Source organism: Streptomyces sp. NPDC045287, assembly GCF_056432325.1.
This window is the reverse complement of the sequence record NZ_JBWKJG010000001.1, coordinates 38,010-62,320: the sequence shown is the minus strand read 5'-3', so window position 1 is coordinate 62,320 and position 24,311 is coordinate 38,010. Positions and strand designations below refer to the sequence as shown.

General features: G+C 76.1%; 17 protein-coding genes, 3 tRNA genes and 1 pseudogene. 12 read left to right on the top strand and 9 right to left on the bottom strand.

All coding sequences use genetic code 11. From position 1 onward, the window contains the following. Window positions 1-116: 116 nt before the first annotated feature. Window positions 117-668 (top strand): hypothetical protein, encoded by a 552-nt coding sequence (locus AC07D6_RS00320; protein ID WP_479040813.1) that lies wholly within the window; start codon window positions 117-119, stop codon window positions 666-668. A gap of 55 nt (window positions 669-723) precedes the next feature. Here AC07D6_RS00320 and AC07D6_RS00315 read toward each other — a convergent pair whose 3' ends face one another. Together AC07D6_RS00315 and AC07D6_RS00310 are read right to left on the bottom strand one after the other, a co-directional pair. Next, window positions 724-1,596, bottom strand: a complete 873-nt coding sequence (locus tag AC07D6_RS00315) for a spermidine synthase (RefSeq protein WP_479040811.1) — start codon at window positions 1,594-1,596, stop codon at window positions 724-726. Window positions 1,597-1,665: 69 nt separating this feature from the next. After that, complete coding sequence (locus AC07D6_RS00310; RefSeq protein ID WP_479040809.1) at window positions 1,666-2,184, bottom strand: hypothetical protein; 519 nt, start codon at window positions 2,182-2,184, stop codon at window positions 1,666-1,668. Between the two features lie 232 nt (window positions 2,185-2,416). Between AC07D6_RS00310 and AC07D6_RS00305 the strand changes: the two genes are divergently transcribed. Then, complete coding sequence (locus AC07D6_RS00305) at window positions 2,417-3,805, top strand: tetratricopeptide repeat protein (RefSeq protein WP_479040807.1); 1,389 nt, start codon at window positions 2,417-2,419, stop codon at window positions 3,803-3,805. A gap of 115 nt (window positions 3,806-3,920) precedes the next feature. Here the strand turns inward: AC07D6_RS00305 and AC07D6_RS00300 are convergent, their stop codons facing one another. Beyond that, window positions 3,921-4,517, bottom strand: a complete 597-nt coding sequence (locus AC07D6_RS00300) for a histidine phosphatase family protein (protein ID WP_315876226.1) — start codon at window positions 4,515-4,517, stop codon at window positions 3,921-3,923. Window positions 4,518-4,672: 155 nt separating this feature from the next. Here AC07D6_RS00300 and AC07D6_RS00295 point away from each other — a divergent pair, with 155 nt between their 5' ends. The 6 genes from AC07D6_RS00295 to AC07D6_RS00270 all read left to right on the top strand — a co-directional run bounded on the left by AC07D6_RS00295 (window position 4,673) and on the right by AC07D6_RS00270 (window position 10,502). Next, a complete protein-coding gene (locus AC07D6_RS00295) occupies window positions 4,673-5,956 on the top strand; it encodes a hypothetical protein (RefSeq protein ID WP_479040805.1) in 1,284 nt (427 codons plus the stop codon). Then, window positions 5,947-7,581, top strand: coding sequence for a hypothetical protein (locus AC07D6_RS00290; protein WP_479040803.1), 1,635 nt, complete (start codon window positions 5,947-5,949; stop codon window positions 7,579-7,581). Before AC07D6_RS00295 ends, AC07D6_RS00290 begins: the two co-directional genes overlap by 10 nt. After that, the gene (locus AC07D6_RS00285) at window positions 7,578-8,915 is read left to right on the top strand and encodes an AAA domain-containing protein (protein ID WP_479040801.1); all 1,338 of its coding nucleotides are present in this window, start codon (window positions 7,578-7,580) and stop codon (window positions 8,913-8,915) included. Before AC07D6_RS00290 ends, AC07D6_RS00285 begins: the two co-directional genes overlap by 4 nt. A gap of 376 nt (window positions 8,916-9,291) precedes the next feature. After that, window positions 9,292-9,648: a hypothetical protein gene (locus AC07D6_RS00280; RefSeq protein WP_315876229.1), complete on the top strand. Its 357-nt coding sequence runs from the start codon at window positions 9,292-9,294 to the stop codon at window positions 9,646-9,648. Between the two features lie 133 nt (window positions 9,649-9,781). Further along, window positions 9,782-10,438 carry a bifunctional DNA primase/polymerase gene (locus tag AC07D6_RS00275; RefSeq protein WP_479040799.1) on the top strand — a complete coding sequence of 219 codons (657 nt, stop codon included), beginning with the start codon at window positions 9,782-9,784 and terminating at the stop codon, window positions 10,436-10,438. Then, window positions 10,429-10,502: transfer RNA gene (locus AC07D6_RS00270), tRNA-Lys, on the top strand. The genes AC07D6_RS00275 and AC07D6_RS00270 overlap by 10 nt, the downstream gene beginning before the upstream one ends. Window positions 10,503-10,693: 191 nt before the next feature. Here AC07D6_RS00270 and AC07D6_RS00265 read toward each other — a convergent pair. Further along, window positions 10,694-11,938: a M6 family metalloprotease domain-containing protein gene (locus AC07D6_RS00265; RefSeq protein ID WP_315876231.1), complete on the bottom strand. Its 1,245-nt coding sequence runs from the start codon at window positions 11,936-11,938 to the stop codon at window positions 10,694-10,696. Between the two features lie 333 nt (window positions 11,939-12,271). Here AC07D6_RS00265 and AC07D6_RS00260 point away from each other — a divergent pair, with 333 nt between their 5' ends. Further along, complete coding sequence (locus tag AC07D6_RS00260) at window positions 12,272-14,182, top strand: putative bifunctional diguanylate cyclase/phosphodiesterase (RefSeq protein ID WP_479040797.1); 1,911 nt, start codon at window positions 12,272-12,274, stop codon at window positions 14,180-14,182. 189 nt (window positions 14,183-14,371) lie between these two features. Here the strand turns inward: AC07D6_RS00260 and AC07D6_RS00255 are convergent, their stop codons facing one another. The 3 genes from AC07D6_RS00255 to AC07D6_RS00245 all read right to left on the bottom strand — a co-directional run bounded on the left by AC07D6_RS00255 (window position 14,372) and on the right by AC07D6_RS00245 (window position 18,257). Further along, a complete protein-coding gene (locus AC07D6_RS00255; protein ID WP_479040795.1) occupies window positions 14,372-16,075 on the bottom strand; it encodes a glycosyl hydrolase family 18 protein in 1,704 nt (567 codons plus the stop codon). A gap of 195 nt (window positions 16,076-16,270) precedes the next feature. After that, window positions 16,271-17,500, bottom strand: coding sequence for an LLM class flavin-dependent oxidoreductase (locus AC07D6_RS00250; RefSeq protein WP_479040793.1), 1,230 nt, complete (start codon window positions 17,498-17,500; stop codon window positions 16,271-16,273). Window positions 17,501-17,570: 70 nt separating this feature from the next. Then, on the bottom strand, window positions 17,571-18,257 hold the full coding sequence (locus tag AC07D6_RS00245; protein ID WP_479040792.1) for an aspartate racemase/maleate isomerase family protein: 687 nt from the start codon (window positions 18,255-18,257) through the stop codon (window positions 17,571-17,573). A gap of 647 nt (window positions 18,258-18,904) precedes the next feature. Here AC07D6_RS00245 and AC07D6_RS00240 point away from each other — a divergent pair. Together AC07D6_RS00240 and AC07D6_RS00235 are read left to right on the top strand one after the other, a co-directional pair. Further along, window positions 18,905-19,662: pseudogene (locus AC07D6_RS00240) on the top strand (IclR family transcriptional regulator). Window positions 19,663-19,808: 146 nt separating this feature from the next. Then, window positions 19,809-19,882: transfer RNA gene (locus tag AC07D6_RS00235), tRNA-Lys, on the top strand. A 95-nt stretch (window positions 19,883-19,977) separates the two neighbouring features. On the opposite strand, the gene AC07D6_RS00230 is transcribed toward AC07D6_RS00235, so the two are convergent. Together AC07D6_RS00230 and AC07D6_RS00225 are read right to left on the bottom strand one after the other, a co-directional pair. Continuing rightward, window positions 19,978-20,916 (bottom strand): SPFH domain-containing protein, encoded by a 939-nt coding sequence (locus AC07D6_RS00230; protein ID WP_479040790.1) that lies wholly within the window; start codon window positions 20,914-20,916, stop codon window positions 19,978-19,980. Between the two features lie 1,712 nt (window positions 20,917-22,628). Beyond that, a complete protein-coding gene (locus AC07D6_RS00225) occupies window positions 22,629-23,933 on the bottom strand; it encodes a peptidoglycan-binding protein (RefSeq protein WP_479041524.1) in 1,305 nt (434 codons plus the stop codon). A gap of 182 nt (window positions 23,934-24,115) precedes the next feature. Here AC07D6_RS00225 and AC07D6_RS00220 point away from each other — a divergent pair. After that, window positions 24,116-24,189 (top strand) — tRNA-Lys (locus AC07D6_RS00220). The last annotated feature ends 122 nt before the right edge of the window (window positions 24,190-24,311 follow it).

Here is a 24,311-nt window from a genome sequence, read left to right as displayed (position 1 = left end):
GGAACCGGAGGCACGGGTACCGGGAGGGGGCCGGGGCGGAGCACCGGACGCGCCCGGCGCCCGCCGCGGGCGCCCCGGCGGAGGGAGGGGCCGGCGGGGTGGTGCAGTATGCCCGGATGCGAAGAGGACTGGTCCACGCCCTGGCGTGGCTGCTCGCCACGGGCGCGGCGGTCGCCCTCTCGTGGTGGGGCGTGCACACGGTGATGTCCGGCACGGTGTACGACCGGCCGAACGCCCTGCCGCTGACGGGGGCGGCCCCGGAGCCGTGGGCGCCGGCGACGTGGCAGCCGCAGGACTCCCCCTCCCCCTCCCCGTCCCCGTCCGCGCCGGAGGTGGCGCCCGCGACGCGCCCGGACCCGGCGTCCCCCGCCGCGTCCCCGGCGCCGCCGGACCGGAGCCGTACGCCCGCCCCGCCGCCCCCGTCCGCGGCGCCGACCGCCGGGTCGGTGAGGAGCTACGCCGTCGACGGCGGCCGGGTGGCGTTCGACCTCGGCGAGACGTCGGCCGAGCTGGTGTCCGCGACACCGGCGTCGGGGTGGCAGATGCAGGTGTGGAAGCAGGACCGCTGGATCCGGGTGACGTTCACGCGGGACGGCCGGGAGGTCTCGGTGTTCTGCGTCTGGCACGACTCGGCGCCCCGCGTGGAGGTCGACGACCGCCGTACGTAGCGGACGGCGCGGCGGGCCGGGACCGCCCCGGGCGCCCCGGCCGCGAAGGGCCGCCCTAGTCGCGGAAGACGGAGGGCGGCGGCTCCGGGGACGCCTTCGCGGCGGCGTCCGTCACGGGGGCGGCGCCGCCCGTGAAGTCGGCCAGCGCCCGCCCGTGCTCGACCCGGCCCGGGTGCGGGTCGCCCGCCACGCGGCGGGTGAACTCCGCGACGGGCAGCGGCGCGTCGGAGGCCACCAGGACGGCGTTGCCGAAGCGACGGCCGCGCAGCACGACCGGGTCGGCGGCGAGCGCCAGTTCGGGGAAGAGCGCGGCGGCGGTGGCGATCTGGCCGCGCAGATGGGCCAGCGGCGGCCCGTCGGCGAGGTTCGCGGCGTAGTGCCCGCCGGGCCCGAGGACGCGCCGCACCTCGGTGAGGAACTCGGTGCTGGTGAGGTGGGCGGGGGTGCGGGCGCCGCTGAACACGTCCGCGATCACCAGGTCCGCCCAGCCGTCCGGCAGCTTGGCGAGCCCGGCGCGGGCGTCGCCGCCGCGCACCCGTATCCGGGCGGCGGGGTCGAGCGGCAGGACCCGCCGCACGAGCCGCACGAGCGGCGCGTCGATCTCCACGACCTGCTGGGTGGAGCGGGGCCGGGTCGCGGCGACGTACCGGGCGAGGGTGAACGCCCCGCCGCCGAGGTGCACGGCGCGCAGGGGGCGCCCGGGGGGCGCGGCGAGGTCGACGACGTGGCCGAGGCGGCGCTGGTACGCGAAGTCGAGGTGCGCGGGGTCGTCGAGGTCGACGTGCGACTGCGGCGCGCCGTCGATGAGCAGGGTCCACGCCCGTGGCCGCTCCCGGTCGGGCACCAGTTCGGCCACGCCGCCGTCGACGGCCTCGCTGACCGTCTCCGCCACGGCCGCCCGCCCGCCCCGCTGCCTGTTCCTCGCCACCCGTCCATTATCGGCCCGCCGGCGGCGCGGCGGACACGGCCCCGCGCCGCGGCGGGCCCCGGCGCGCGCCTAGCCGCAGTCGTCGGCGACCCTCAGGAGGCGGGCCGCCTCGTCGAGGGCCTCGCGCAGCAGCACCGGGTCGGTGACCGGGTCCGTCTCGGCCGGCGGGAGGAGCCAGCCGCTGCCGGGCACGGGCGGCTCCGGCGCCGCGTCCCGCGGGGCGTCCGGGCCGGCCGGCAGGCGCAGGCCGCACCCGTCCGTCCGCGTGCAGGCGCTGCCCGGTACGTCCCAGGCGGCGGCCGTGCCCGGCGGGACGAGGAAGCCGAGCGTGTCGCTGGCGCCGTCGTGGAGGACCGGGCCGACGGCCGGGGCGCCGCGGCGCAGGATGTCGACCGCCTCCAGGCCCTGCCGGGCGGGGACCGTCACCAGGTCGCACGCCTGCTCCGCGGGCCGTTCCCGGGCCCGGGCGCCGTCGCGGGCCCCGGCCGCCGGGGGGCGGGCGCTCTCGTCCCGCGTGGGCGCGTGCCGCAGGGTGGTCTGCGGTTCGCCGCCGTCGCGCGGGCCGGCCTCCGTATCGACCTCCAACAAGGGATCCCCTCCTCGCTCGAGTCCCGAGTGGAGACACGTTCCGTCTCTCCGCCCGGTTCAACGGCGGGGGGCGTCAACAGCTACGGCGATATCCCGCCGCAAAGGATGGCAGTTCATGGCGGATGGGGTATGAGATATCCCGTTTGTAGCCAAACCATGGGTATGTGCCCTGTCACAGCCGGTACGTTCTTGCTCCGCCGGAGCATCGGCAGCACGTAGGAGAGGGCTCACCATGGCCTCGTCACGGGCAGTTCCGAATCTCGCCTTCCGCCGCCTGCGGGGGCGGCGCTCCCCCGCGGAGTTCGCCGCCGCCGTGCGCCGGGCCGCGCGGGAGATCGGGGAACAGGTGGCGTGCGACGCCCGCTACATCGGCCGTGTGGAGTCGGGTGAGATCCGCTGCCCCAACTACGCGTACGAACGGGTGTTCCTGCACATGTTTCCCGGTCTGTCGCTGACCGACCTGGGTTTCCTCGCGCGGGAACGCGTACGGGGCCGGGCGGCGCGTACGGCGGCCGGTGCGCCGGCGCCCCCCACACCTTTCCGGAACGATGAGGAGAGCGACGTGCTGCGTCGCGCATTCATGACAGGCGGCACCGCCACCGTGGCGGCCGCCTCCCTCGGCCTCGGCCCCGCCGCCAGGGCCGCGGAGCCGGGCGGCGGCCAGGACGCGCTCGGTGCGATCCCGGCGCCCCGCGCCGGCGGCCGGTTCGGCGAGACCGAGGTGGCGGCGGTCGAGGAGGCCGTACGGCGCATCCGGCTGCTCGACGACCGGCACGGCGCCGACGGGCTCTACGCGCGGGCCGCTGGGCCGTTGCGCTCGGCGTACGCGCTGCTCGACACGGGGAGGGCGACCCGGCAGTCGGCGGCGGACCGGCTCCACTCGGGCGCCGGCGAGCTGGCCCTGTCGGTGGGCTGGCTGGCCCACGACTCCGGCCGGCTGGAGGACGCCCGCTCGCACTACGCGGAGGCGCTGGCCACCGCGCGCGTGGGCGGCGATCCGGGGCTGGAGGCGCACGCGTTCTCCAACACGTCGTTCCTGGCCAGGGACGACGGCCGGTTCCGGGAGGCGGTGCGGGCGGCGCAGGCCGGGCAGCGCGCGGCCGAACACCTGGCGTCGGCGCGCCTGCTGGCGCTGCTGGCGCTGCGGGAGGCGGGCGGCTGGGCCGGGCTCGGCGACCGGGCGGCGTGCGAGGAGGCGCTGGGGCGGGCGCACGCCCTGTTCGAGCGGGGCCCCTCGGACGCGGACCCGGAGTGGATGTCGTTCTTCGGGGAGCCGGAGCTGGAGTTCCTGGAGGCCCAGTGCTGGTCGCTGCTGGGCGAACCGGACCGCGCGGTGCGCCACGCCCGCCAGGCGGCAGCGCTGGACGACCCGCACTTCGCCAGGAACCTCGCCCTGTACCGCGCCCAGCTCGCCTCCGACCTCGCCCGGGGCGGCGCCCCGGAGGAGGCGGCGGCCGTCGGCGAGCAGGTGCTGGACCTGCTGGGAGACGTCCGGTCGGCCCGCATCGAGTCGATGCTGGCCGAAACCGCCCGCGTCCTGCACCCCCACCGCGCCGCCCCGCGGGTCGCCGCGTTCCTCAGTCGCCGCCGACCCCTGATCCCCCGTCAGGGCAGGGCGTAGGGCGGGCGCCCGCTCCGGGGATCCGCTCCGGCCACCCGCCCCGGGGTCCGCTCCGGCCGCCCGTACGGGGGTGCGGCGGCCCGGCCGCCGCGGGGCCCCGGTCGGGCGGGCCGGGTCACCGCTCCAGGTGGCCCGTGTCGTTCCAGCGTTCGATCGCGGGCATGCCGTACGCCCAGCCGAGGGCCGACAGGCTGGTCGGGTCGAGGCGGACGCGGGCCGCGAACGCGATGTCCTCGCCCAGCCAGCGCGCGGCGATCGACCGCAGGATGTGGCCGTGCGCGAAGACCAGCACGTCGCGGTCGGCGGAACGGGCCCACTCCACGACCTCGTCGGCGCGGGCCGTCAGCCGCTCCAGGGTCTCGCCCTCCGGGACGCCGTCGCGCCAGATCAGCCAACCGGGCCGGGACGCCCGGATCTCGGCGGGGGTCAGGCCCTCGTACGCGCCGTAGTCCCACTCCATGAGCGTGTCCCACTCCTCGGCGCGGGCGCCGAAGCCGGCCAGCTCGCAGGTCTCCCGCGCGCGGACGAGCGGGCTCGTGCGGATCTCGTACCCCTCCAGGCCCGCCCAGCGGGCGCGGTGCAGCCGCTCCCCCAGCAGCTTGGCGCCCTGCCGGCCCTCCTCGGTGAGGGGGATGTCCGTCCGGCCGGTGTGCTTGCCGAGCAGCGACCATGCGGTCTGGCCGTGCCGGGCGAGCAGGATGCGCGGTGCCATGGGGCGTACTCCTGGGGGTTCACGCGAGAAGGTGCACACGACGGCGGGTGCAACGACGTACCCGTTCATCATCGCGTACGCGCGCGGAGCGGTCGAAAGCGGGCGAGCGGCGCCGCCCGGCCCCGTTTGTCGGTGGCGGATGCGAGACTGCCGCGGTGAGCGATTCCCTGGGCAGCGGACCGCGTTCGACTCCGCAGACCCCGCACGTCCCGCAGGCCGCGCAGATCCCGCCGGGGCCGGAGGTCCCGCGGCGGGCGGCCCTGCGGCGGCGCCTGGCCGAACTGCGCGGCCCCGCCGCGGCGCCGCACCCGCTGGACGCCCGCGCGCTGGCCGCCCTCGCCGCCAACCCCGGCTGCCGCCGCCGCGCCCTGCTGGATGGCGCCGGGGTCGACAAGACCGCGCTCGCGTCGGCGCTGGGCGCGCCGTCCGGGTTCGGGCAGTCGCAGTTCGCCTTCATGCGGGGCCACGCCTTCGAGGCGAAGGTCAAGGCGGACGGGGGCGCCGAACTGCTGCGGCTGCTCGGGGCGGACGCGCCGGACGGGGTGTTCGCGCCCGACCTGACCGCGGCCGGCCCCGAGGGGCGGGCGGCGCGGACGGCGCTGGCGCTGCGGGAGGCCACGGCGGCGGGCGGCTGGGCGCTGCTCGACCACCCGATGCTGGCGCTGGAGGTGGCCGGTTCGCCGGCGTACCTGGAGCCGGACGCGGTAGTGGTGCGGCCGGGCGGCCGGTGGACCGTCGTGGAGATCAAGTCGTTCCCGATGATCGACGGCTCGGCGGACGCGGCGAAGGTCGGGGCGGCGGCGCGACAGGCGGCGGTGTACGCGCTGGCGCTGGAGCGGGTCGCCGCGGTCACGGACGGGGCGGAGGTGGACCACACGGTGCTGCTGGTCTGCCCGAAGGACTTCTCGAACCAGCCGACCGGCTCGCTCGTCGACGTCCGCAGGCAGCTCGCGGTCACACGGCGTCAGCTGGCGCGGCTGACGCGGCTGGAGGACATCGCGGCGGCGGTCCCGCAGGGCGTGACGTTCGATGTGGCGGCGTGTTCGACGGAGCAGCTCACGGCGGCCGTGGACGCCGTGCCGCACGCGTACGCGCCGGAGTGCCTGGCGGCGTGCGAGCTGGCGTTCCACTGCCGCGGCCGGGCCCGCGCGGCGGGCGCGGTGGAGGCCCTGGGCCGTTCCGTACGGGGCGAGCTGGGCGGCCTGACGACGGTCGGCGCCGTGCTGTCGGCGGCCCGCGGCGAGGCGGGCGACCCCGCGGACCCGGCGGTCGCGGCCCTGCGGCGCGCGGCGGCCCTGCGCGCGGAGGCGGTCGCCCAGGCCGCCGAGGAGAGGGCGGCGGCCGGACGGCCGGACCCGCCGGCCGGCGCGGGGGTGCCCGGGCAGGCCCCGGCGGGGGCGGTCGCGCGGACCGGGGCGGGGGCGGCGGCGTGTCGCTGATCTCCACCCTCGCGCGGCTGGAGGCCGTCGAGTCCGGCCGGGCCCGGGAGCTGGCCACCGTGCGGCACCGGCACGTGTCGGACCGGCCGCTCGTGTTCGTCCCGCTGACCACGGCCGGCGAGGCCGGTGCGCCGCTGGGCGCCCTGGTCGGCACGGACCGGGAGCGGCCACGGCTCCTCGCCGTGCCGCAGCCCCGCGACCGGGACCTGCGGTTCGCGTTCCTCGCCGACCTGGCGGAGGCCGTGCTGCCGTATGTCGACGCGTACGCGGACGCCGTCGAACCGGTCGAGCGGTCCGAGACCGACCCGGAGACCGGCCGGAGGACGAGGGTCGAGGTCGAGCTGTGCCTGGACGCGCCGCAGCTGGTCGTGCCGAGCCGGGCGGGCGTCGAGTACGTACGGCTGCTGGGGCGGTCCACGCGGTTCCGGCGGACGGCCGAGCAGGACCCGGAGACGCCGTTCCCCGCCCCGCCGCGCGTACCGTTGCTGGGCCGGTGGCTGACCCACTACGGGGACCGGGCGCGGGTGCCCGGCTCGTCGCTGCTGGTCGCGGCGACGGACCTGCTGAACCGGCACTGGGCGACCGGCCAGTCCTCGCTGGAGGACCAGCACCTGGGCGCGCTGCTGGCGTGGATCGACCCCCCGGCCGGGGAGTCCGGCGCGGCGGCGGCCCTGCGCGCGGAGCTGGGCCGGGACCGGGACGGGCAGTTGCTGTGCCCGCCGGCGGGCCCGGCGACCGACCCCGCGTTCGACAACCGGCTGCTGGCGCCCGCCATCGAGCGGTACGACCGGGCCCGGCAGGCGCTGGGCGCGGCGGAGGACGGCGAGGCGGCCGACGAGCTGCTGGGCGCGCTGCACCGGGCGGAGCAGGAGGTCAGGCGGCTGGTGCTGACGCAGTTGCGGCCGACGTGGGACGCGGTGTGGCGGGCGCTGGACCTGGTGCGGGAGCTGCCGCCGGGGCGGCACGTCGCGGACCGCTGGACGCGGGACCGCTGGTCGTTCACCGGGCACCGGGACCGGGTGCGGGCCGGTGAGCCGCCGCAGCCGCGCCGGGACGACGCGGTGACGGCGGCGCGGAAGCTGGCCGCGCGGGAGAGCGCGCAGGCGCAACTGGAGGCGCAGGAGGCGCTGGACGACCCGCTGGTGATGGCGGGGCGGCGGCTCGCGGGCGAGGCGTTCGCCGGGGAGGTGGTGGACGTGACGATGACGTGGACGGAGTCGAAGCGCCCGTCGCCGCGCCCGCTGGTGACCGTGCGGACCGACGACGCGCCGCACCTGGACGCGGGCGTGAAGGCGTACCGGTCGCTGGACGGACGGCCGCAGGCGGCGGAGTTCGTCGGGTACGCGGAGGACGGCGGGGACGCGGACGCGGCGGGCGGCGGGGACGCGGCGGGCGGCCGGGCGGTGGTGCTGCGCGTGCTGGACCGGATGGGCAGGTCGAAGGAGCCGGCGGCGGGCTCCGTGCCGGAGAAGGGCGACCGGATCGTGTGGACGCTGTTCGAGCACGACCAGCGGGTCGGCCCGAAACTGCCCGACCCGGAGGAGACGCCGTGGACGCACGGCGGCCCGCCCCGCCAGGACGCGGCGGAGGCCCCGGACCCCGTGACCCCGGAGGACGTGCTGTGAACCACGAGGTGCTCGACCCGTCGACGGCGGCGGCCGAGGCGACCCGCGGGATCCTGGAGGACACCCTCCACGGGGAGGCGCGGGGCGTCGTCGTGGACTCGCCGCCCGGCGCGGGCAAGTCGACGCTGGTGGTGCGCGCCGCCCTGGAGCTGGCGGCGGCGGGCCGCCCCCTGATGGTGGTCGCGCAGACGAACGCGCAGGTCGACGACTTGGTGCTGCGGCTCGCCGAGAAGGAGCCCGAGCTGCCGGTGGGGCGGCTGCACGCGAGTGACGCGGACGCGTACGACAAGGCGCTGGACGCGCTGGACGGTGTCGTGACGTCGACGAAGGCGGCGGACCTGGCCGGGTTGCCGGTGGTCGTCTCCACTGCGGCGAAGTGGGCGCACGTGAAGGGCGTCGAGCCGTGGCGGCACGCCATCGTCGACGAGGCGTACCAGATGCGGTCGGACGCGCTGCTGGCCGTGGCGGGGCTGTTCGAGCGGGCGCTGTTCGTGGGGGACCCGGGGCAGCTGGACCCGTTCTCGGTGGTGGGCGCCGAGCAGTGGGCGGGGTTGTCGTACGACCCGTCGGCGAGCGCCGTGTCGACGCTGCTGGCGCACAATCCGGACCTGCCGCAGCACCGGCTGCCGGTGTCGTGGCGGCTGCCCGCGTCCGCGGCGCCGCTGGTGTCGGACGCGTTCTACCCGTACACGCCGTTTCGCGCGGGCACGGGCCCCGGCGACCGCCGGCTGGCGTTCGGCACGGCGTCGGACGGCTCGGCGGCGGACCGGGTGCTGGACGAGGCGGCGGAGTCCGGCTGGGGCCTGCTGGAGCTGCCGGCCCGGCACACGCCGCGTACGGACCCGGAGGCCGTCCGGGCGTGCGCGCTGGTCGTACGGCGCCTCCTGGACCGGGGCGCGGCGGCCGTCAGCGAACGCGCCGGGCACCCCGTGCCCGTCACCGCGGACCGCGTCGCGGTCGGCACCGCCCACCGCGACCAGGCGGCGGCCGTCCGCGCGGCCCTCGCCGACCTGGGCGTCCTCGGTGTGACGGTCGACACGGCGAACCGGCTCCAGGGCCGCGAGTACGACGTGACGGTCGTGCTGCACCCCCTGTCGGGCCGCCCCGACGCGACGGCGTTCCACCTGGAGACGGGCCGCCTGTGCGTCCTGGTGTCCCGCCACCGCCACGCGTGCGTGGTGGTGTGCCGCGAGGGCGTCGCGGACCTCCTGGACGAGCACCCCTCGACGGAGCCGGTCCAGCTGGGCGTGACGGTCAAGTTCCCGGACGGCTGGGAGGCGAACCACGCGGTGCTCTCCCACCTGGCGGAGCACCGCGTCCGCCGGCGCCCCTGACCCGGCACGTCCGCCGGCGCCCCGGGCCGGCGGCCTACCGGGCGCGGGCGGTGTCCCCGGGCGGGCGGGCCTCCCCGGGCGGGTGGCGGCGCCCGCGGGTGCCCGGCGGCCTTTTCGGGCGAGCGGCACACCGCCGTCGGGCGGCGGCGCCCCAGGGCGAGCGGCGGCAGCCACGGGTGTCCGGCGGCCTCCCCGGGCGGGCAGCTTCCCCGGCAGGCGACATCCCCGGGCCGGCGGCGGCGCCCATGGACGTCCGGCGCCCGCAGGCGGGCGGCCTCCTCGGGAGGGCGGCACACCGCCGTGCGGAAGGCGGGACAATGGTCGGTGGCCGCCGGACCGGACGGACGGCGGCACGGCGAGCGGAGGGGAGTCCTCGATGGCGGAGACGGAGCGGAACGAGCAACAGCGGCGGCTCAGGCCGGCGCCCCTGCTCTTCGAACCCGCGCAGGCCGCCGCCGACCCGGAGCACTTCTTCGACCTGGAGTCGCTCGACGACCCCCGCGAGCTGCTCGCCCGGTCCACGGAGCTGACGCTCGCCTTCCGCGCGGCCGCCGACCGGGCCGCCGAGTACCAGGCGATCGCCGCCGCACAGCTCGCGGATCCGCGCCGCTTCGACCGGCTGACCACCGCCGACATCGCGCGGCGCGCGGAGTGGACCGAGGACTACGCGAAGAAGATGGTCGAGTTCGGCCGGGACCTGCTGCGCGACGGCGCCCGCAACGACGACGACTGAGCCGCCCGCCCAGACCCGGCGGGCACGCAGGCGGCATATGCCGAGGGCGAAAGATACCCCTCCCGTTCCCTCCCTGTCCCCATTTCTGAAAACTCAGCGAAACCAATCCGTCACAGCCGGTAGATGTGTGCCTATGAGTACCTGGCTGCGAGACGAGACCCCTCTGAGCCCCGCCCACGCCGACGCCGACGAGCGCCGCGCCGACCTCTTCCGGCGGTCGCGGGACTGCGGCCCGCACCACACCTCGCAGGTCACCGCGGACGGCGCCGAGTGGCTCGTGTCCGCCTCCGCGTACCCGACCTCCACGCTCGCCCTGTGGGAGACCCGCCCCACCGCCCCCGCCGTCCTGCCCTGCGGCACGGTCTTCGACGTGGTGAACGTCCCGGCGATCTTCGGGCGCCGCCTCCTGGACCGGCTGTGGGAGGAGGGTCCCGGCTCCGGGCCGGTCGCCGCGCACCTCGGGCGGATGCTGCTGTTCGCCGCCCCCGGCACGAGCCAGCGGCTGCCCGCGCTGCTCGGCTGGGAGGAGTGGGGCGCCGCGGTCCCGCCGATGCTGTGCCACGGCGTCGGGGACGCGGTCACCGTCCCGCCGCTGGCGTCCGGCGCCGCGGAGGGCCCGCGCTGGCTCGTGGCGCCCGACACGCGCTCCCCCTGGCTGCCGGGGCCGGAGGTGGTGCTGTGGGCCTGCGTACGGGTGGCGCGCGCCACATCCGCCGGTGACGTGCGGGTATCGATTTCTCCCGACGCCGACCGGGGTGCTAATGTCTACGACGTCAGCAGGCGCCGCTAGCTCAGTTGGTTAGAGCAGCTGACTCTTAATCAGCGGGTCCGGGGTTCGAGTCCCTGGCGGCGCACAGACGGAAGAAGCCCCTCGCGGAAGCGGGGGGCTTCTTCGCGTGCCCGGCGCGGGGCGGCACCGCATCGGGCCGCACGGCACGCGGCCACCAGATCACGGGGTCACCAGACCACCGGGCCACGCGGCCACCAGATCACGGGGTCACCAGACCACCGGGTCACCAGGCCACCGGGTCACGGGGTCACCGGGTCACGGGGTGATCCTCACCGTCCAGGCGCCCGCCGCCGTCCGGCGCAGGACCTCCACCCGGGTCCCCTCCTCCCGCACGGTGAGCGCCTCGCCCTCCGCCAGCGGCGCGTCCGCGAGGGGCGGGTACACGGAACGGTCCCGGCACGCCTCCGTCAGCGGGTGCGCGTCCACGACCTCCACGGGCCCCGCGCCCGACTCCGTCTCGCTGCGCACCCGGTAGACCAGCACGCCCTCCGTGCAGGTGCCCCGGTCGTTGCCGGCCGCCCCGCGCGCCTCGAACGCGAGGGCGCTGTCCGGGCCCGTGCGGACCACCGCCAGGCGGGTGCCCGGCGCGGCGGGGCCGCCCGCCTCCGCCGCCAGCGGCTGGAGCGTCACCACCTGCGGGTCCCGTACGCAGCGCACCTGGTGGCCGCCGATCCAGCCCAGCTTCCACTTGTGCCAGCCGAAGGGCTCCGGGGCCAGGGCGAACTGGCTGCCCATGACGTCCCAGTCGCCGACGTGGGTGTCCCAGTCGCCCTTGCCGTCCGAGGGCCGGTTGTACAGGTCGGGCAGGTCGAAGACGTGGCCCGTCTCGTGGGCCAGGACGTTGCGGTCCGGCGGGTGCCGCTCGAACAGCGTCACCAGCCGGTCGATGTCGGTGCCGTCCGCCCGCAGCGGCGTCCGCAGGTTCACGACCTTCGTCGCGTCCGAGTCGACGCCCGGCGCGTCCGGGTCCGCGACCAGGTAGACGATGTCGTACCGCGAGAAGTCGACGAACGGGTCCGCCACGGCCAGCGCGTCCCGCAGGTAGGCGGCCCGCCGGTCCGCCGTCCAGTCCCGCTGCACGGCGTACTCCGTGGAGGGGCGCGGCATCCGGAGCCAGCCGTGCCGGGGCCGGGCGCGCAGCGAGAACCGGCCGTAGGAGGCCCGCTCGAAGAACTCGGCGGTGTCCGGGAAGTAGTCGGCGGCGATCGCGCGCGTCGTGTGCGCGGGCACCGCGTCCGGGAACGACAGGAAGATCATGACCGCGTCGAGCGTCCGCTCGGGTTTCGGGTACGCCGTGTTCCAAGTGTCCAGCCCGAGGGAGTGGTGCGCCCCGGTGCGGGGCAGGGCGCACGGCCCCGCGGGCGGGCCGGCCGCCGCGGGCCCCGTGGCGAGGCCCGTCGCGGCGATCGCGACGAGGGAGAACACCCCCGCGGCCGCGGAGCGCAGACCCGGCCGACGCACTCCCCCGGGTGGCTGCGCGAGCGACTGCTGACCCTCCACGTCGGCCTCCGGGTGCGAGATACGGGACGTTTCTCCACCCTGTGGGGCTTTGCCCCCATACGTCCTGTTCCAGTGCACCACTCGGGTGAGCAGCGACACTCCCGGGCCTCATGCGTCACTTAACTGACAGTCACACCCGATCAGACCTCGACCGAGTGCCGCCACACCCGCGCAGAAACGATCGGCCGTGTCCGATGGGCGGTCCAGCCGTTGTCCACAGGCCGGAGGGGTCGCTGGAACGGCCCCACGGCAGCCTCTATGATCGGCACACTTTCCATGGCTGACCTCGCCCGACCACATCTGTACGTCACAACTGCCCTGCGGGAGCGAGCGGTGAGCGGAACCCCAGAAGGACCGGGACACGCGGCAGTCGCCCAGCCCTGCACCGCACTCCACACGAACACGGAGGGTGATGGCGCGGCGGCGGCCGACCGTGCCCCCGACGGACACGCGGCGTGCTGCGAGCCACCGCACCCCGGCTGCCCGTCCGTCGCCGAGCTGCGCGACGTGCACGCCGCGTTCAACGCCGCGCTGCTCCCCATGGCCGTCGTCGACACCGACGGCCTGGTGGTCAGCGCGAACGACGGGCTGGCCGCCCTCCTGGGCGCGGATCCCTCGTCCCTGCGCCGCCGGGCCGCCGCGGACCTCGTCGACCTGACCGCCGACAGCCGCACCTGGAACGCGTACCACGAGGTGCTGCGCGGCCACCGCTCCCGCCTGCGCTGCACGCGCCGCCTCAAGCACCCCGACGGGCGGTCCCTGTGGACGGAGGTCACCGTCGCGCCCGTCCCCCGCAGCCAACACATGCTGCTGTCCGTCGCCGACGTCAGCGACCGCCGCGAGCTCCAGGCCCGGCTGCGGCACCTCCAGATGCACGACCCGGTGACCCGGCTGCCCAACAGGACCCTGTTCTTCGAACGCCTCACCTCCGTGCTGGAGAACTCGTCGTCGTACGACTCCTACGACGAGTACGGCGACGGCGGCGGTGGCGACGGCGGGACGGGCCGGATCGGCCTGTGCTACCTGGACCTGGACGGCTTCAAGGCCATCAACGACACGCTCGGCCACCGCGTCGGGGACCAGTTGCTCGCCGCCGTCGCCGCCCGGCTCACCGAATGCGCCGAGAGCGACGCGCACGCGCGCGGGGGCGGCCACCTCGTGGCGCGGCTCGGCGGCGACGAGTTCGCGATCCTCGTCGAGGGGTCGTCCGGTACGGAACAGCTCGCGGACCTCGCCCGGACCGTGCTCGCCGCCGTGCAGCGGCCGTTCGACCTGGCCGGGCAGCGGCTGTCGCTGTCCGCGTCCATCGGCGTCGTCGAGCGGCTCGCGGCGGGCACCACGGTCAACGGCCTGATGCAGGCCGCCGAGACGACCCAGTACTGGGCGAAGGCGGACGGCAAGGCCCGCTGGACGCTGTTCGACCCGGAGCGCAACGCCCACCGCATGACCCGGCAGGAGCTCAGCTCCACGCTCCGCCCCGCCGTCGACCGGGGCGAGTTCGCGCTGGAGTACCAGCCGCTGGTGGGCATGGCGGACGGGGCGGTGCGCGGCGTCGAGGCGCTGGTCCGCTGGAACCACCCGCGGTTCGGCTCGCTGGCGCCGAATCGGTTCATCGGAATTGCTGAAGAAGACGGCTCCATCGTGCAGTTGGGCCGGTGGGTCCTGCGGACCGCGTGCCGTCAGGCCCGCCGCTGGCAGACCGACCACCCGGGCGCGCGGCCCCTGTTCGTCAGCGTCAACGTCGCCGTGCGCCAGGTGTGGGACTCCGACCTGGTCGCGGACGTCGCGGAGATCCTCGACGAGACGGGGCTCGCGCCGGGGCTGCTCCAACTGGAGCTCACCGAGTCGGCGGTGATGGGCTCGGCCGGGCGCCCCCTCCAGGCGCTCCAGGCGCTCAGCGACATGGGCGTCCAGATCGCCATCGACGACTTCGGCACCGGGTACTCGAACCTCGCGTACCTGAGCCGGCTCCCCGTGTCGGTGTTGAAGCTCGACGGGTCCTTCGTCCGGGGCTTCCAGGACGAGGCGCATCCGAACCCGGCCGACGAGGTGATCGTCGAGGCGATGGTGGACCTGGCGCACCGACTGGGGCTGACCGTGACGGCGGAGTGCGTGGAGACCGCCGGGCAGGCGGACCGCCTGCGGAGGATCGGCTGCGACACCGGCCAGGGCTGGTGGTACTCGCGGGCGGTCGCCCCGGAGCGCGTCGCCGAGATGATCCGCGGCGGCACGCGGGACGCCTGAACCGCAGGGCGACCGCACCGCAGGGCGCCTGAACCCCGCTGTGCCTGAACCGCAGGTCGCCTGAGTCGCGGGACGCTTGAGCCGGAGGACGCCTGAGCCGCAGGGCGGGGCGGCCCATGGGGACCGCCCCTGTCCGGGAGGCCGGGGCTCTCCGGACAGGGGCGGCGGTGTGGGGGGTGGTTCAGGAGGTCAGCAGGCGCCGAGGTCCTGCCAGACGCCCCACTCACCGGTGGTACCGGGCTCCTCGCCGCGCGTCCACCACTTCGCCTTCCACGTACGGCCCTTGTGGGAAACCTGCGCGCCGCCCGAGTAGGACGCCGTCGCGCCCCACGCCGGGGCCGCGCACGCCGCCGGGCCCGTGGGCGTCGGGGTCGGGGTGGGCGTCGGGGTCGGAGTCGGGGTCGGGTTGGTCGGAGTGGGGGTGGGGTTCGGGGTCTGCGGGGTGCCGCCGACCGCCGCGGCGATCTCGTTCAGCAGCGTGGCCCTCTCGTCCAGGCCGAGCAGCGAGTACATCATCGCGCCCCCCAGGCCGCGGCTGTGCGCGTACGCGGCGCGCGCCTGGATGGCCCGCTTGTCCAGGCCGGTGAAGAACTCGCCGTCCTTGTAGAAGTACGCGGCCTTCGCCTGGTCGTCCCAGAAGGTGGTCACCGGGTTGTCGACGATGCCGCCCAGCTCCTTGTAGTGGGCGATGCCGGCCTGCTGGCTGACCGGGCGGGCCGCCGAAGCGCCCGTCGCGGGCTGCGCCAGGCCGTTCTTCGCGCCGGCGGGGACGCCCTTCCAGCCGCGGTAGTAGAACTCGTAGCCGAGGGTCAGCTTGTTCGCGGGGAAGCCGCCGGCGATGCCGTAGGCGGGCTCGCCGTCGATCCAGGCGTCGATGGCGTCGTCGATCGAGTACTTCTCGGTGCCCGGCGCGATCGGGTCGGTCGGGTCGTCCGCGCCGGAGTACAGCGGCGACTGGTGGTACGTCGGCCCGTCGCCGTCCCAGGCGCCGTGCATGTCGTACGTCATGATGTTCGCGTAGTCGAGGTACGCGCCGATCTTGTCCGTCTCGATGTGCCGGATCTTGTCCTGGCCGGCCGGGAGCGCGGCGGTCAGCAGGTACTTCTTGCCGCCGTGCGCGGTGCCGTACGCGTCGAGCTGCTTGCGGAACTCGGCGAGCAGCAGCGTGAAGTTCCGCTTGTCCTCGGGGCCGTAGTGGTTGCCGAGGTGGCCGCCGTCCGAGCCGGGGTACTCCCAGTCGATGTCGATGCCGTCGAAGACGCCCGCGGCGGTGCCGGGGCCGCCGTAGCCGCCCTCGACGGGCAGGTCGCCCTGGATGTACTGCTTGATGCAGGACGAGACGAGCTTCTTGCGGCTCTCGTCGGTCTTCGCCGCGTCGTGGAAGTACTTGGAGTACGTCCAGCCGCCCAGCGAGATGTTGATCTTCAGGTGGGGGTACTTCGCCTTCAGCTCCTTGAACTGGTTGAAGACGCCCACGATCGGCTGGTCCCACTTGTCGGCGACCCCGTCGACGCTGTCGGCGGCCGAGAAGGAGCGCTGGTAGTCCGCGTACGAGTCGCCCGCGCCGTCACCGGCGTTGGGGTTGTTGTCGTCGCCCGCCGCCTTGTTGGCCATGAAGCAGGTGTGCTCGGTGGGGTGGATGTTGCCGAACGAGTAGTTGATGACGTCCAGCTTGGCCGCGATGCCCCTCGTGTCGAGGTGCTTCGGGTAGAAGGCGTTGCCGTAGACGCTCCACTGGTCGTAGTAGGCGATCTTCACACCGCCGGTGGAGGCCGCGGAGGACGTGGTCTCCGCCGCGCGGGCGGTGTCGGGGCCGGCCACGGCGGCCAGGGTGCCGGTGGCGGCGATGGCCAGGCCGGTGAGCGCGGCGAGCAACGGTTTGCGGGCGTGCACGAGCAGCCTCCGAGAGGGTGTAGCACGGAACGTGGTGCGGAAGTTGACGAATTGATAACCGCCGCGAGAACACCGCGTCAATGGTCTGCACCAGACGAGGATTAGACCATTCCGCAGGGAAAACCCCTCATCAGAAGCGTGCGGGCACAAAAGAAACCGCTCGCCATCCACGATGACGAGCGGTTTAAGGCTGTCTTAGGAACCTTGTGCGCCGCTTCCCGAGGAGGAACCAGCGCCTCCCATTCCGTACGCGTCCGCGATCAGCTCGTACGAGCGCAGCCGCGCCTCGCCGCCGTGCACGCTGGCCGTGATCATCAGCTCGTCGGCGCCGGTCCGCTTCTGGAGGTCGTCCAGCCCGGCCCGCACCTCGTCGGGCGTGCCGTGGACCACGTCCGCCAGCCAGCCGTCGACGAAGTCCCGCTCGACGGGGCTGTACGGGTACGCCTCCGCCTCCTCCGGCGTCGGCACGAGGCCCGGCCGCCCGGTGCGCAGCCGCACCATCGACAGCGCGCCGCTCAGCGCCTGGCGCCGCGCCTCGCGCGGGTCGTCGGCGGCCAGCGCGGAGACGCCGATCAGCGCGTACGGGGCGTCGAGCACGGCGGACGGGCGGAACGACGCCCGGTACAGGTCCAGCGCCGGGATCGTGTTGCGGGCCGAGAAGTGGTGGGCGAACGCGAACGGCAGGCCGAGCGCCCCGGCGAGCCGCGCGCTGAAGCCGGACGAGCCGAGCAGCCACACCGGTGGCCGCCCCACCGGGCCCTGCACCGGCCCGGGGACGGCGTGGACGCGGGTGTACGGGTGGCCGTCCGGGAAGTCGTCGTCCAGGAACCGGATCAGCTCCCCGAGCTGCTGCGGGAACTCGTCGGCCCCCTCGTCCAGCCGGTCCGTGCGGCGCAGCGCGGCGGCGGTGGCGCCGTCCGTGCCGGGCGCGCGGCCGAGTCCGAGGTCCACCCGGCCCGGGGCCAGCGCCTCCAGGATGCCGAACTGCTCGGCGACCACGAGGGGCGCGTGGTTGGGCAGCATGACGCCGCCCGAGCCGAGCCGGATGCGGCTCGTGTGGGCGGCGAGGTGCGCGAGGATCACGGCCGGGGAGGACGAGGCGACGCCGGGCATCGAGTGGTGCTCGGCGACCCAGTGGCGGTGGTAGCCGCGCCGCTCGGCCAGCCGGGCGATCTCCACGCTGGTGGCGAGGGCGTGCGAGGCGGTGGAACCGCTGCCCACGGTGACCAGGTCCAGGACGGAGAGGGGGACGGGCGCGGTGCCGGGGGCCGTCCCGCGGATCGGGTCGCCGGGCGCCGTCCCGTGGTTCGGGTCGCCGGGCGCCGCGCCACCGGCCGCCGCCGCCCCGCCGTCCGTGGACCCCGGGCCGGACCGCGCGGCCGTCCCGTCCGTCGCGGTCTCTCGCATCGCCTCGTCGTCGCTCACCTGGGGACCTCCCGCACCTGACGTCTCTACGCCACCACGTAACAGGAGGGGTCGTCCGGTTATTCCCCGGTCACTCCCCGGGCTCCCACACCTCCCGCGGCCCCCGCCGGACGAACAGCGCGCCCAGCTCGTCCGCCCACGCCCCGTGCCGCTCCGCGAGCCGCAGCCCCTCCCAGACCGTGACGAGCGTCCCGGTCAGCACCGGCTTCCCGACCGCCGCCTCCGCCTCCGGCACCTCCGCGACGGTCGGCACGGCCGTGTCCGGGACGAGCACCGCCTGCGCGCGCGGGTCGTCGGCGGACCGCACCAGCTCGGGCAGCGGCACCTCGCCGCCCACGCGCCACTCCCCCACCACCTCCACCCCGGCCGCCGCCAGGAACCGGACCACCGCCCCCGCGACCTCCCCGGGGAGCGCGCCCGCCACCACGACCCGGGTCGCGCCCACCGCCCGTACCGCGTGCGCGAAGCCGATCGCCGTACTGGACGCCGGGATGCCCGTCGCCAGCGCGAGCGACCGGGCCCGTTCGCGCGCCGCCTCCCAGCCCTGGGCGAACGACGCGCTCGCCGACGCCCACACGACCGCGTCGGCGGCGGCCAGCCGCAGCCGCTCCGCCCCGGCGGTCAGTTGCTCCGGGTCCGCGCCGGGACCCTCGTACCTGACGGAGTCGACGCGGATGTCGCTGCCCAGCAGCGTCTCGATGCGGCGGTAGTCGTCCTCCGGGTGGCCCTCCGGGCGGAGAAGTCCGACGGTGGTCATGCAGCCTCCTGTCCTGAGCACGCCGACCGGGCACGTCCCGACCGGTTCGGGTGGCCGCGCTCCCGTGGCCCGTCCGGTCCGCGACCACCGGCTTCGGCTCTCCCGTGCCGGGCCCCGGTGTCCGGCGGTTCGACGCCGTGCCCGTCGGCGCGCCCCGCGGGGGGCGCCGCGGGCAGGTCCTCGCCTCCGGTCCCGAGCGCCACCGGCGGGCCCGCCCCGCCACCGGCGCCGGACACGCGCGGGGCCCGTGCGGTGACCGCCGGGTACCCCGCGGAGGGCCCCGTCATGCTCCAGGGCCGGGCGGCCGGTCCGGACACCGCCACGCCGTGCGCCACCCAGGAGAGGAATCCCGCCACGGACATCTCGGACGAGGCGCTCGTGTTCGATTCTGAACGTGTGATCGAATTCGAGCCCCTGGGGAGACCCCCCTCTCGGCCCGGATCACGAACACGTGTACGACCCCCTTACCGCGACGCTCTGACCTCGCCTTCCTCGACCCCGCCGTGCCTCCGGCATGTGCCGCGGGGACACGCTCCAGCGCGGGCGGCGGGACGGGCCGCCTCTCTTGTCAACGGATGACCCGGAAACGGGCCTTGGCGGTTATCGTGGTACGGAAGCTTGCGGTCACAACCTGGTAGGGGGAAACCGTGGCGCTGAAGCCCGAGCCGACCGCGCCGTTCCATTCGGTGCAGTACGCCCTGCGCGTCCTCGAAACGGTGTCCCGGCACGGCGGCGGGGTCACCGACGCGCAGATCGCGCGCGAGACCGGGCTGCCCCGGCACACCTGACGCCGCTCCTGCGGATGCTGCGCCGGGAGGGGTACGTGGAGCAGGTCGCCGACGGTGCGTACATCGTGGGCGACTCGCTGGTCCTCCTCGGCTCGGGCGCGACCCGGCGCGAGGCCCTGGAGGCGAAGCTCCAGGAGACGCTCACGGAGCTGCGCGACTCGGTCGGCGCGGCCGTGTACATCAGCCGGTACATCGACGGCGAGGTCAAGATCACGCAGATGGCGGACGGGCCGCACACGCCGAAGGTCAACGAGTGGGTGGACTTCCGCTCGGCGGCGCACGCCAGCGCGGTCGGCAAGTGCCTGCTCACCCAGCTCGACCAGAACGGGCGGCGGGACCACCTGGCCCGGCACAAGATCGCCCGGCTGACGTCGCGGACGATCACGAGCGAGCGGGTCCTCTTCTCGAAGCTGGACAGCCAGCCGCCGACCGTTCCCGTCCTGGACCTCCAGGAGTACGCGGTGGGCACGGTGTGCGCGGCGGTGCCGCTGACGGCCGGATCGTCGGTCGGCTGCCTCGCACTGTCCCTGCCGATCGAGCACGCCCACCGGCTGCGCTCGGCGGCGGACACGCTGAACCGCAAGGCGGCCCCGGTGGTGCTGTCGCTGGCGCTGTGAGGCGGCGGGTGCCGGCCCGGTGGGGGCGGGTGGCGCCCGTGGGGGCGTGTGATGCCCATGGTGCTCGGTGGCGCCCGTGGGGACGGTGGTGCGGGCAGTGGTCCGGACCACCCCCGGGGACCAGGTAGTATTAACTCTGTCAGCGGGCGCCGCTAGCTCAGTTGGTTAGAGCAGCTGACTCTTAATCAGCGGGTCCGGGGTTCGAGTCCCTGGCGGCGCACAGACAGGGAAAGCCCCTCGCGGAAGCGGGGGGCTTTCCTCATGCCCGGGGTCAGACCGCCCGGGGTCTGGTCGCCCGGGGTCTGGTCGCCCGGGTCAGGCGCCCCTCTCCGCGCCGGCCGGCAGGGCGTGTCCCGTGTAGAACGCCACGGCCAGGTCCTTCACGAGGTCCTTGCGTTCGTAGTCGTCCAGGTCGACCAGGCCCCGCTCGGTGAGCCGGCGCACCATGTCCTCCACGGCGTCCACGACCGAGCCGAGGACCGCGTCGCGGTGCTGGGCGTCGATCGCCGCGATCCGGCGGCGGCGCATCGCGGCCGCGATCTCCGGGGCGTACTCGATGCGGGTCGGCTGCGCCGAGAAGACCTCGATGCCGACCGGGGCGCACTCGGCGGCCACCATCCGCGTCATCGCCTCCCCGACCGCGTCGGTGTCCCGCAGCGTCGGGGAGGCGCCGTGGAACGCGTCGGCGGGCAGCCGGGACAGTACGCGGGCGAGGGCCGCCTCGACCTGTTCGCGCAGGTACCGCTCGTGGTCGGCGACGGCGAGCGCCGCGCGGACCGTGTCGCGGACCCGCCACACCACCAGCACGACGACGCGCAGGGCCGTGCCGTTCGCGTCGACGGCGGGGAGCGGTTCGCTGCGCCAGTGGCGGAGGCGCACGTCGAGGCGGTGGCGCAGCAGCAGGGGGCTCACCCACAGCAGGCCGGTGCGGCGCACCGTGCCCCGGTAGTCGCCGAACAGGGTGAGGACGGAGGCGTACCCGACCTTGCCGCGCACCAGCCCGCCGAACGCGAACAGCGCCAGCAGCCCACCGGCCACCAGCAGCGCGCCGGTGCCGAGGGCGAGTCCCCGGTGCGGTCGGTACGGGAGACCCAGCAGCCGGCCCGCGTCCTCGGGCAGGGCCCCCGACCACCAGGCGACGGCACCGCACCCGACGAGGGCCAGGGCCCCGGCGGCCAGCCCCACCCACCCGGGCAGGGCGACCCCGTCCCGTTCGACGAGCCCCCCGTCGGCCTGGGCCGACCCCCGCCGCACCCCGGCGTGCCGCCCCCGCCGGGGCCCCTTCGTCCGCGTACCGGCCTCCGGGACCCGCGCATCGGCGGCACCGCCGACCGGCGCGCTCCCCGGCCGGGCGGCGAGAACCCCGCCACGGGCGCGGCGGGAACCGGCGGAGGCACCGCCGACCGCCGCCCCGGCCGCGGACCGCGCGGCGGGGCGGGCCGGCGCCCCGGCCCTACCCGTACGGCCCCCGCCGGCACCCGCCGGACGGACGGCCCCGACGTGAGCGGTCCGCGGCACCACTCCCACGGAGGGCGCCGACCCTGCGGAGGACACCGCTTCTGCGGGGGGTGCCGTCCCTGCGGAGGACGCCATCCCTACGGAGGACGCCGACCCTGCGGGGGATGCCGATCCGGCCGCGCCCGCTTCGCCGGGGCCGCCCGTCCGGACGGCGGCGGGTCCGTCGGCACGCGGGGCGGGGGGGCCGAAGGTGCCACCCGACCCGGCGGGGACGGTCGGGTCGCCCGTGCCGGGGACGGCCCCACCCGGGCGCACCTCCTCGGCGAGGACCGGTCCGTCCACTGCGGCAGGCGTGCCACCGGGGGCGGCCCCGGCCGTCCCGGTGGCCGACGTACGGAAGGACGCAGAACCGGCGGGGTCCGGCCCGTCGTGGCCATCGGCGACGGTGCCGTCCGGGGGCACCGGCCGGTCGACGCCCGGCCCGGCCGGGCCCGTCACCCGTCCACCGGAAGCCGGGCCCCCGGAGGCGACACCCCCGTCCAGGCCCACGGACCCCGCGGGAACCGACCCGGCGGGGCGCGCCGCCTCGGTGGCGGCCACCCCGTCCGAACCCACCGGCCCGGCTGCCCGGGGTGCTCCGGCCGGGCCCGGCCCGGCGGGGCGCGCCGCCTCGGTGGGGCCGCCCGGAGCCGCCGCGCCGCCACCCGCCGGTTCGCCCGTGCGCACCGCCCCGGAGGCCCCGGGGCCTCCGGGGCACCCGGCCTCCGCGACAGCGGCGGTGGCGGTGGCCGTGGCGCGGTGCTCGGCACCCACGGGAGCCGCACCGGTCACCGAAGCCGTACCGGAGCCGTCCGCATGCGCGGGACTCGCCGGAACCGTGCCGGTCACCGGAGCCGCACCGGAACCGCCCGTACGCGCGGGGCCCACCGGAGCCGCACCGGTCACCGGAGCCGTGCCGGAGCCGTCCGCATGCGCGGGACTCGCCGGAACCGTGCCGGTCACCGGAGCCGCTCCGGAACCGCCCGTACGCGCGGGGTCCGCCGGGGTGGCGGGGGCACGGCCGTCTCCGTCCGCCCCCTCGCCCGCCGTCGAGCCGGGCCGGGCCGCGGGAGCGGGGTGGTCGGTGGTGGGCGGTCGCCGGTCGGGGGGCGCGGCAGTGCCGTTCATCGGTGACTGCGGCGCGGACCCACCCGGCGCGGATGCCGAAGCCGGGCCGTGCGGGGCGGGGGCCGGGCCGGGTCGGGCGGGGGCCGGTGTTCCGGACTCCGGTTCCGTCCTCGGGGGTGCCGCCGCGGCCGGTCCGGCGGCCTGCCCGGAGCGCGGCGCCTCCGGGTGCGGGGCGGGGGCCGGATGCCCCGGTGCGGGGGCCGTTCCCTGCCGGCGCCGCTCCACCGGCGGCCGGGGCGGAGATTCCGCGCGGGGGCCCTCGATGACGACGGACGGGGTCGGCTGGAGCAGGTTGGGGACCTCCACCGGAGGTGGGGACGTCCTGCGGGTGTGGTGCTCGGTCATCGGAAGAGCCGCCTCCATGTCTCCGGGCCCGGGTAACCGTTGGCCGCGCCGCCGCGCCAGCCCTGGGCGCGCTGGAAGTCCTGGACGTTGCGCCGGTCCGCCTCGCTCCACAGGGGGTCCGGCCCGGTGCGGTAGTGCTTGCCGTAGCCGCGCCTCACCAGCTGCCGGCCCAGCGTCTCGACGTGCTTGTTCGACTGGCCGGGCCGGAAGTGGGCCCGCCCCGGGTACGGGGGCGGCTCCTGGCCCGCGGCCGGCGGGATGTCCCGGCCCCTGCCGGTGGTGAGCAGGCGCCACGTGTGCGGCCCCGGCAGTCCGTCCGCCTCGGTGTGGCGCCAGCCCTGCGCCCGCTGGAACGCCGCCGTCGCCCTGCGGTCCGCCTCCGACCACCGGGGGCCCGGCCCCCGCTCGTAGAACCGGGCGCCGCCGCGCTCGGCGAGCATCCGGCCCAGGCGGGTGACGTACGCGTTGACCGCGCCCGGACCGAAGTACCGGGCGCCCGGGAAGGCCGTCGACGGCGGGGCGCCGTCCGTGGTCGTGCCGTCCGCGGTGACGCCGAGGTAGCGGTACGCCACGTACTTGTCGGAGTTCGTCCAGTACGCCAGCGGCGTCGCCTGCCGGCGGGTGTGCGGCTTCGTCTGCTCGTAGGCGACGTAGTGGGTGCGCCGGGGGTCCGTCCAGCCGCCGAAGATCGTGACGTGGGAGCCCTTGGTGGGGTCGGCGGGGTTGTGGAACAGCAGGATGTCGCCCGGCTGGAGGTCCGCCCGGGCGATCTTCACGCCGTAGCGGTGCAGGCTGCCGGTCCACTCGTTGGCGGGCAGCTTCCACGCCATGGAGACGTAGCCGGAACAGTCCTGGCGGTAGCCGTCCGTCCAGTACTTCTCCATTGAGTACGGGACCTTCGCGGTGACCCAGCGCTTGGCCCGGTTGATGATCTCGGTGCGGGTGATCGCGGGCAGCGGCACCGCGAGGGAGCCGGCCGCCGGGCCGGCCAGGGGGCGGCCGTGCAGTCCGGTCGTCCCGCCCTGGGGGGTGTCCGTGCCGGGCCCGCCCGTGGCGCGCCCGGCCGGGCCGGGGGGGTGGAGCGGTCCCGCGGGGTGGGCGGCACCGCCCGCGGCGGGTGCGCCGCCCAGCACGACGCCCGCCGCGGTGAACAGGACGAGGGCGCGCCGGGCGCCGTGCGCGGCGGGGTGCCCGCCCTCCCGCACGGCCCGGCGGAGCGCGAGCTCCCGCCGTCGCCGGGCACAGCCGGGGCAGGGACAGTCGGCGGCCGGCTCGTACTCCTCGAAGACCGGAACGGGCATGCGGTTCCCCTCGACGTTCGACGAGATCTCTCCGTGCATACCGCATTTTGACCGTCAAAAGCGGAAAAATGACCATCCGACAGGCGCAGCGGGGCGGGAAATTCTCGGCCGGGGCGGTCGACCGGGTGGCCGGGTGGTCGGGAGCACCCTCCGGCGTCGGGTAGAGTTATCCAGGTCAGCAGGCGCCGCTAGCTCAGTTGGTTAGAGCAGCTGACTCTTAATCAGCGGGTCCGGGGTTCGAGTCCCTGGCGGCGCACGCGCAATCGAGGCCCCCTCACTCAGGTGAGGGGGCCTCGGTCGTTCCCGGGGTCCGGCGGCAGGGGCGCCCCGGCTCGGCGGACGGCCGTCAGGTCGGGCCGGTGGACATCCGGCCGGCGC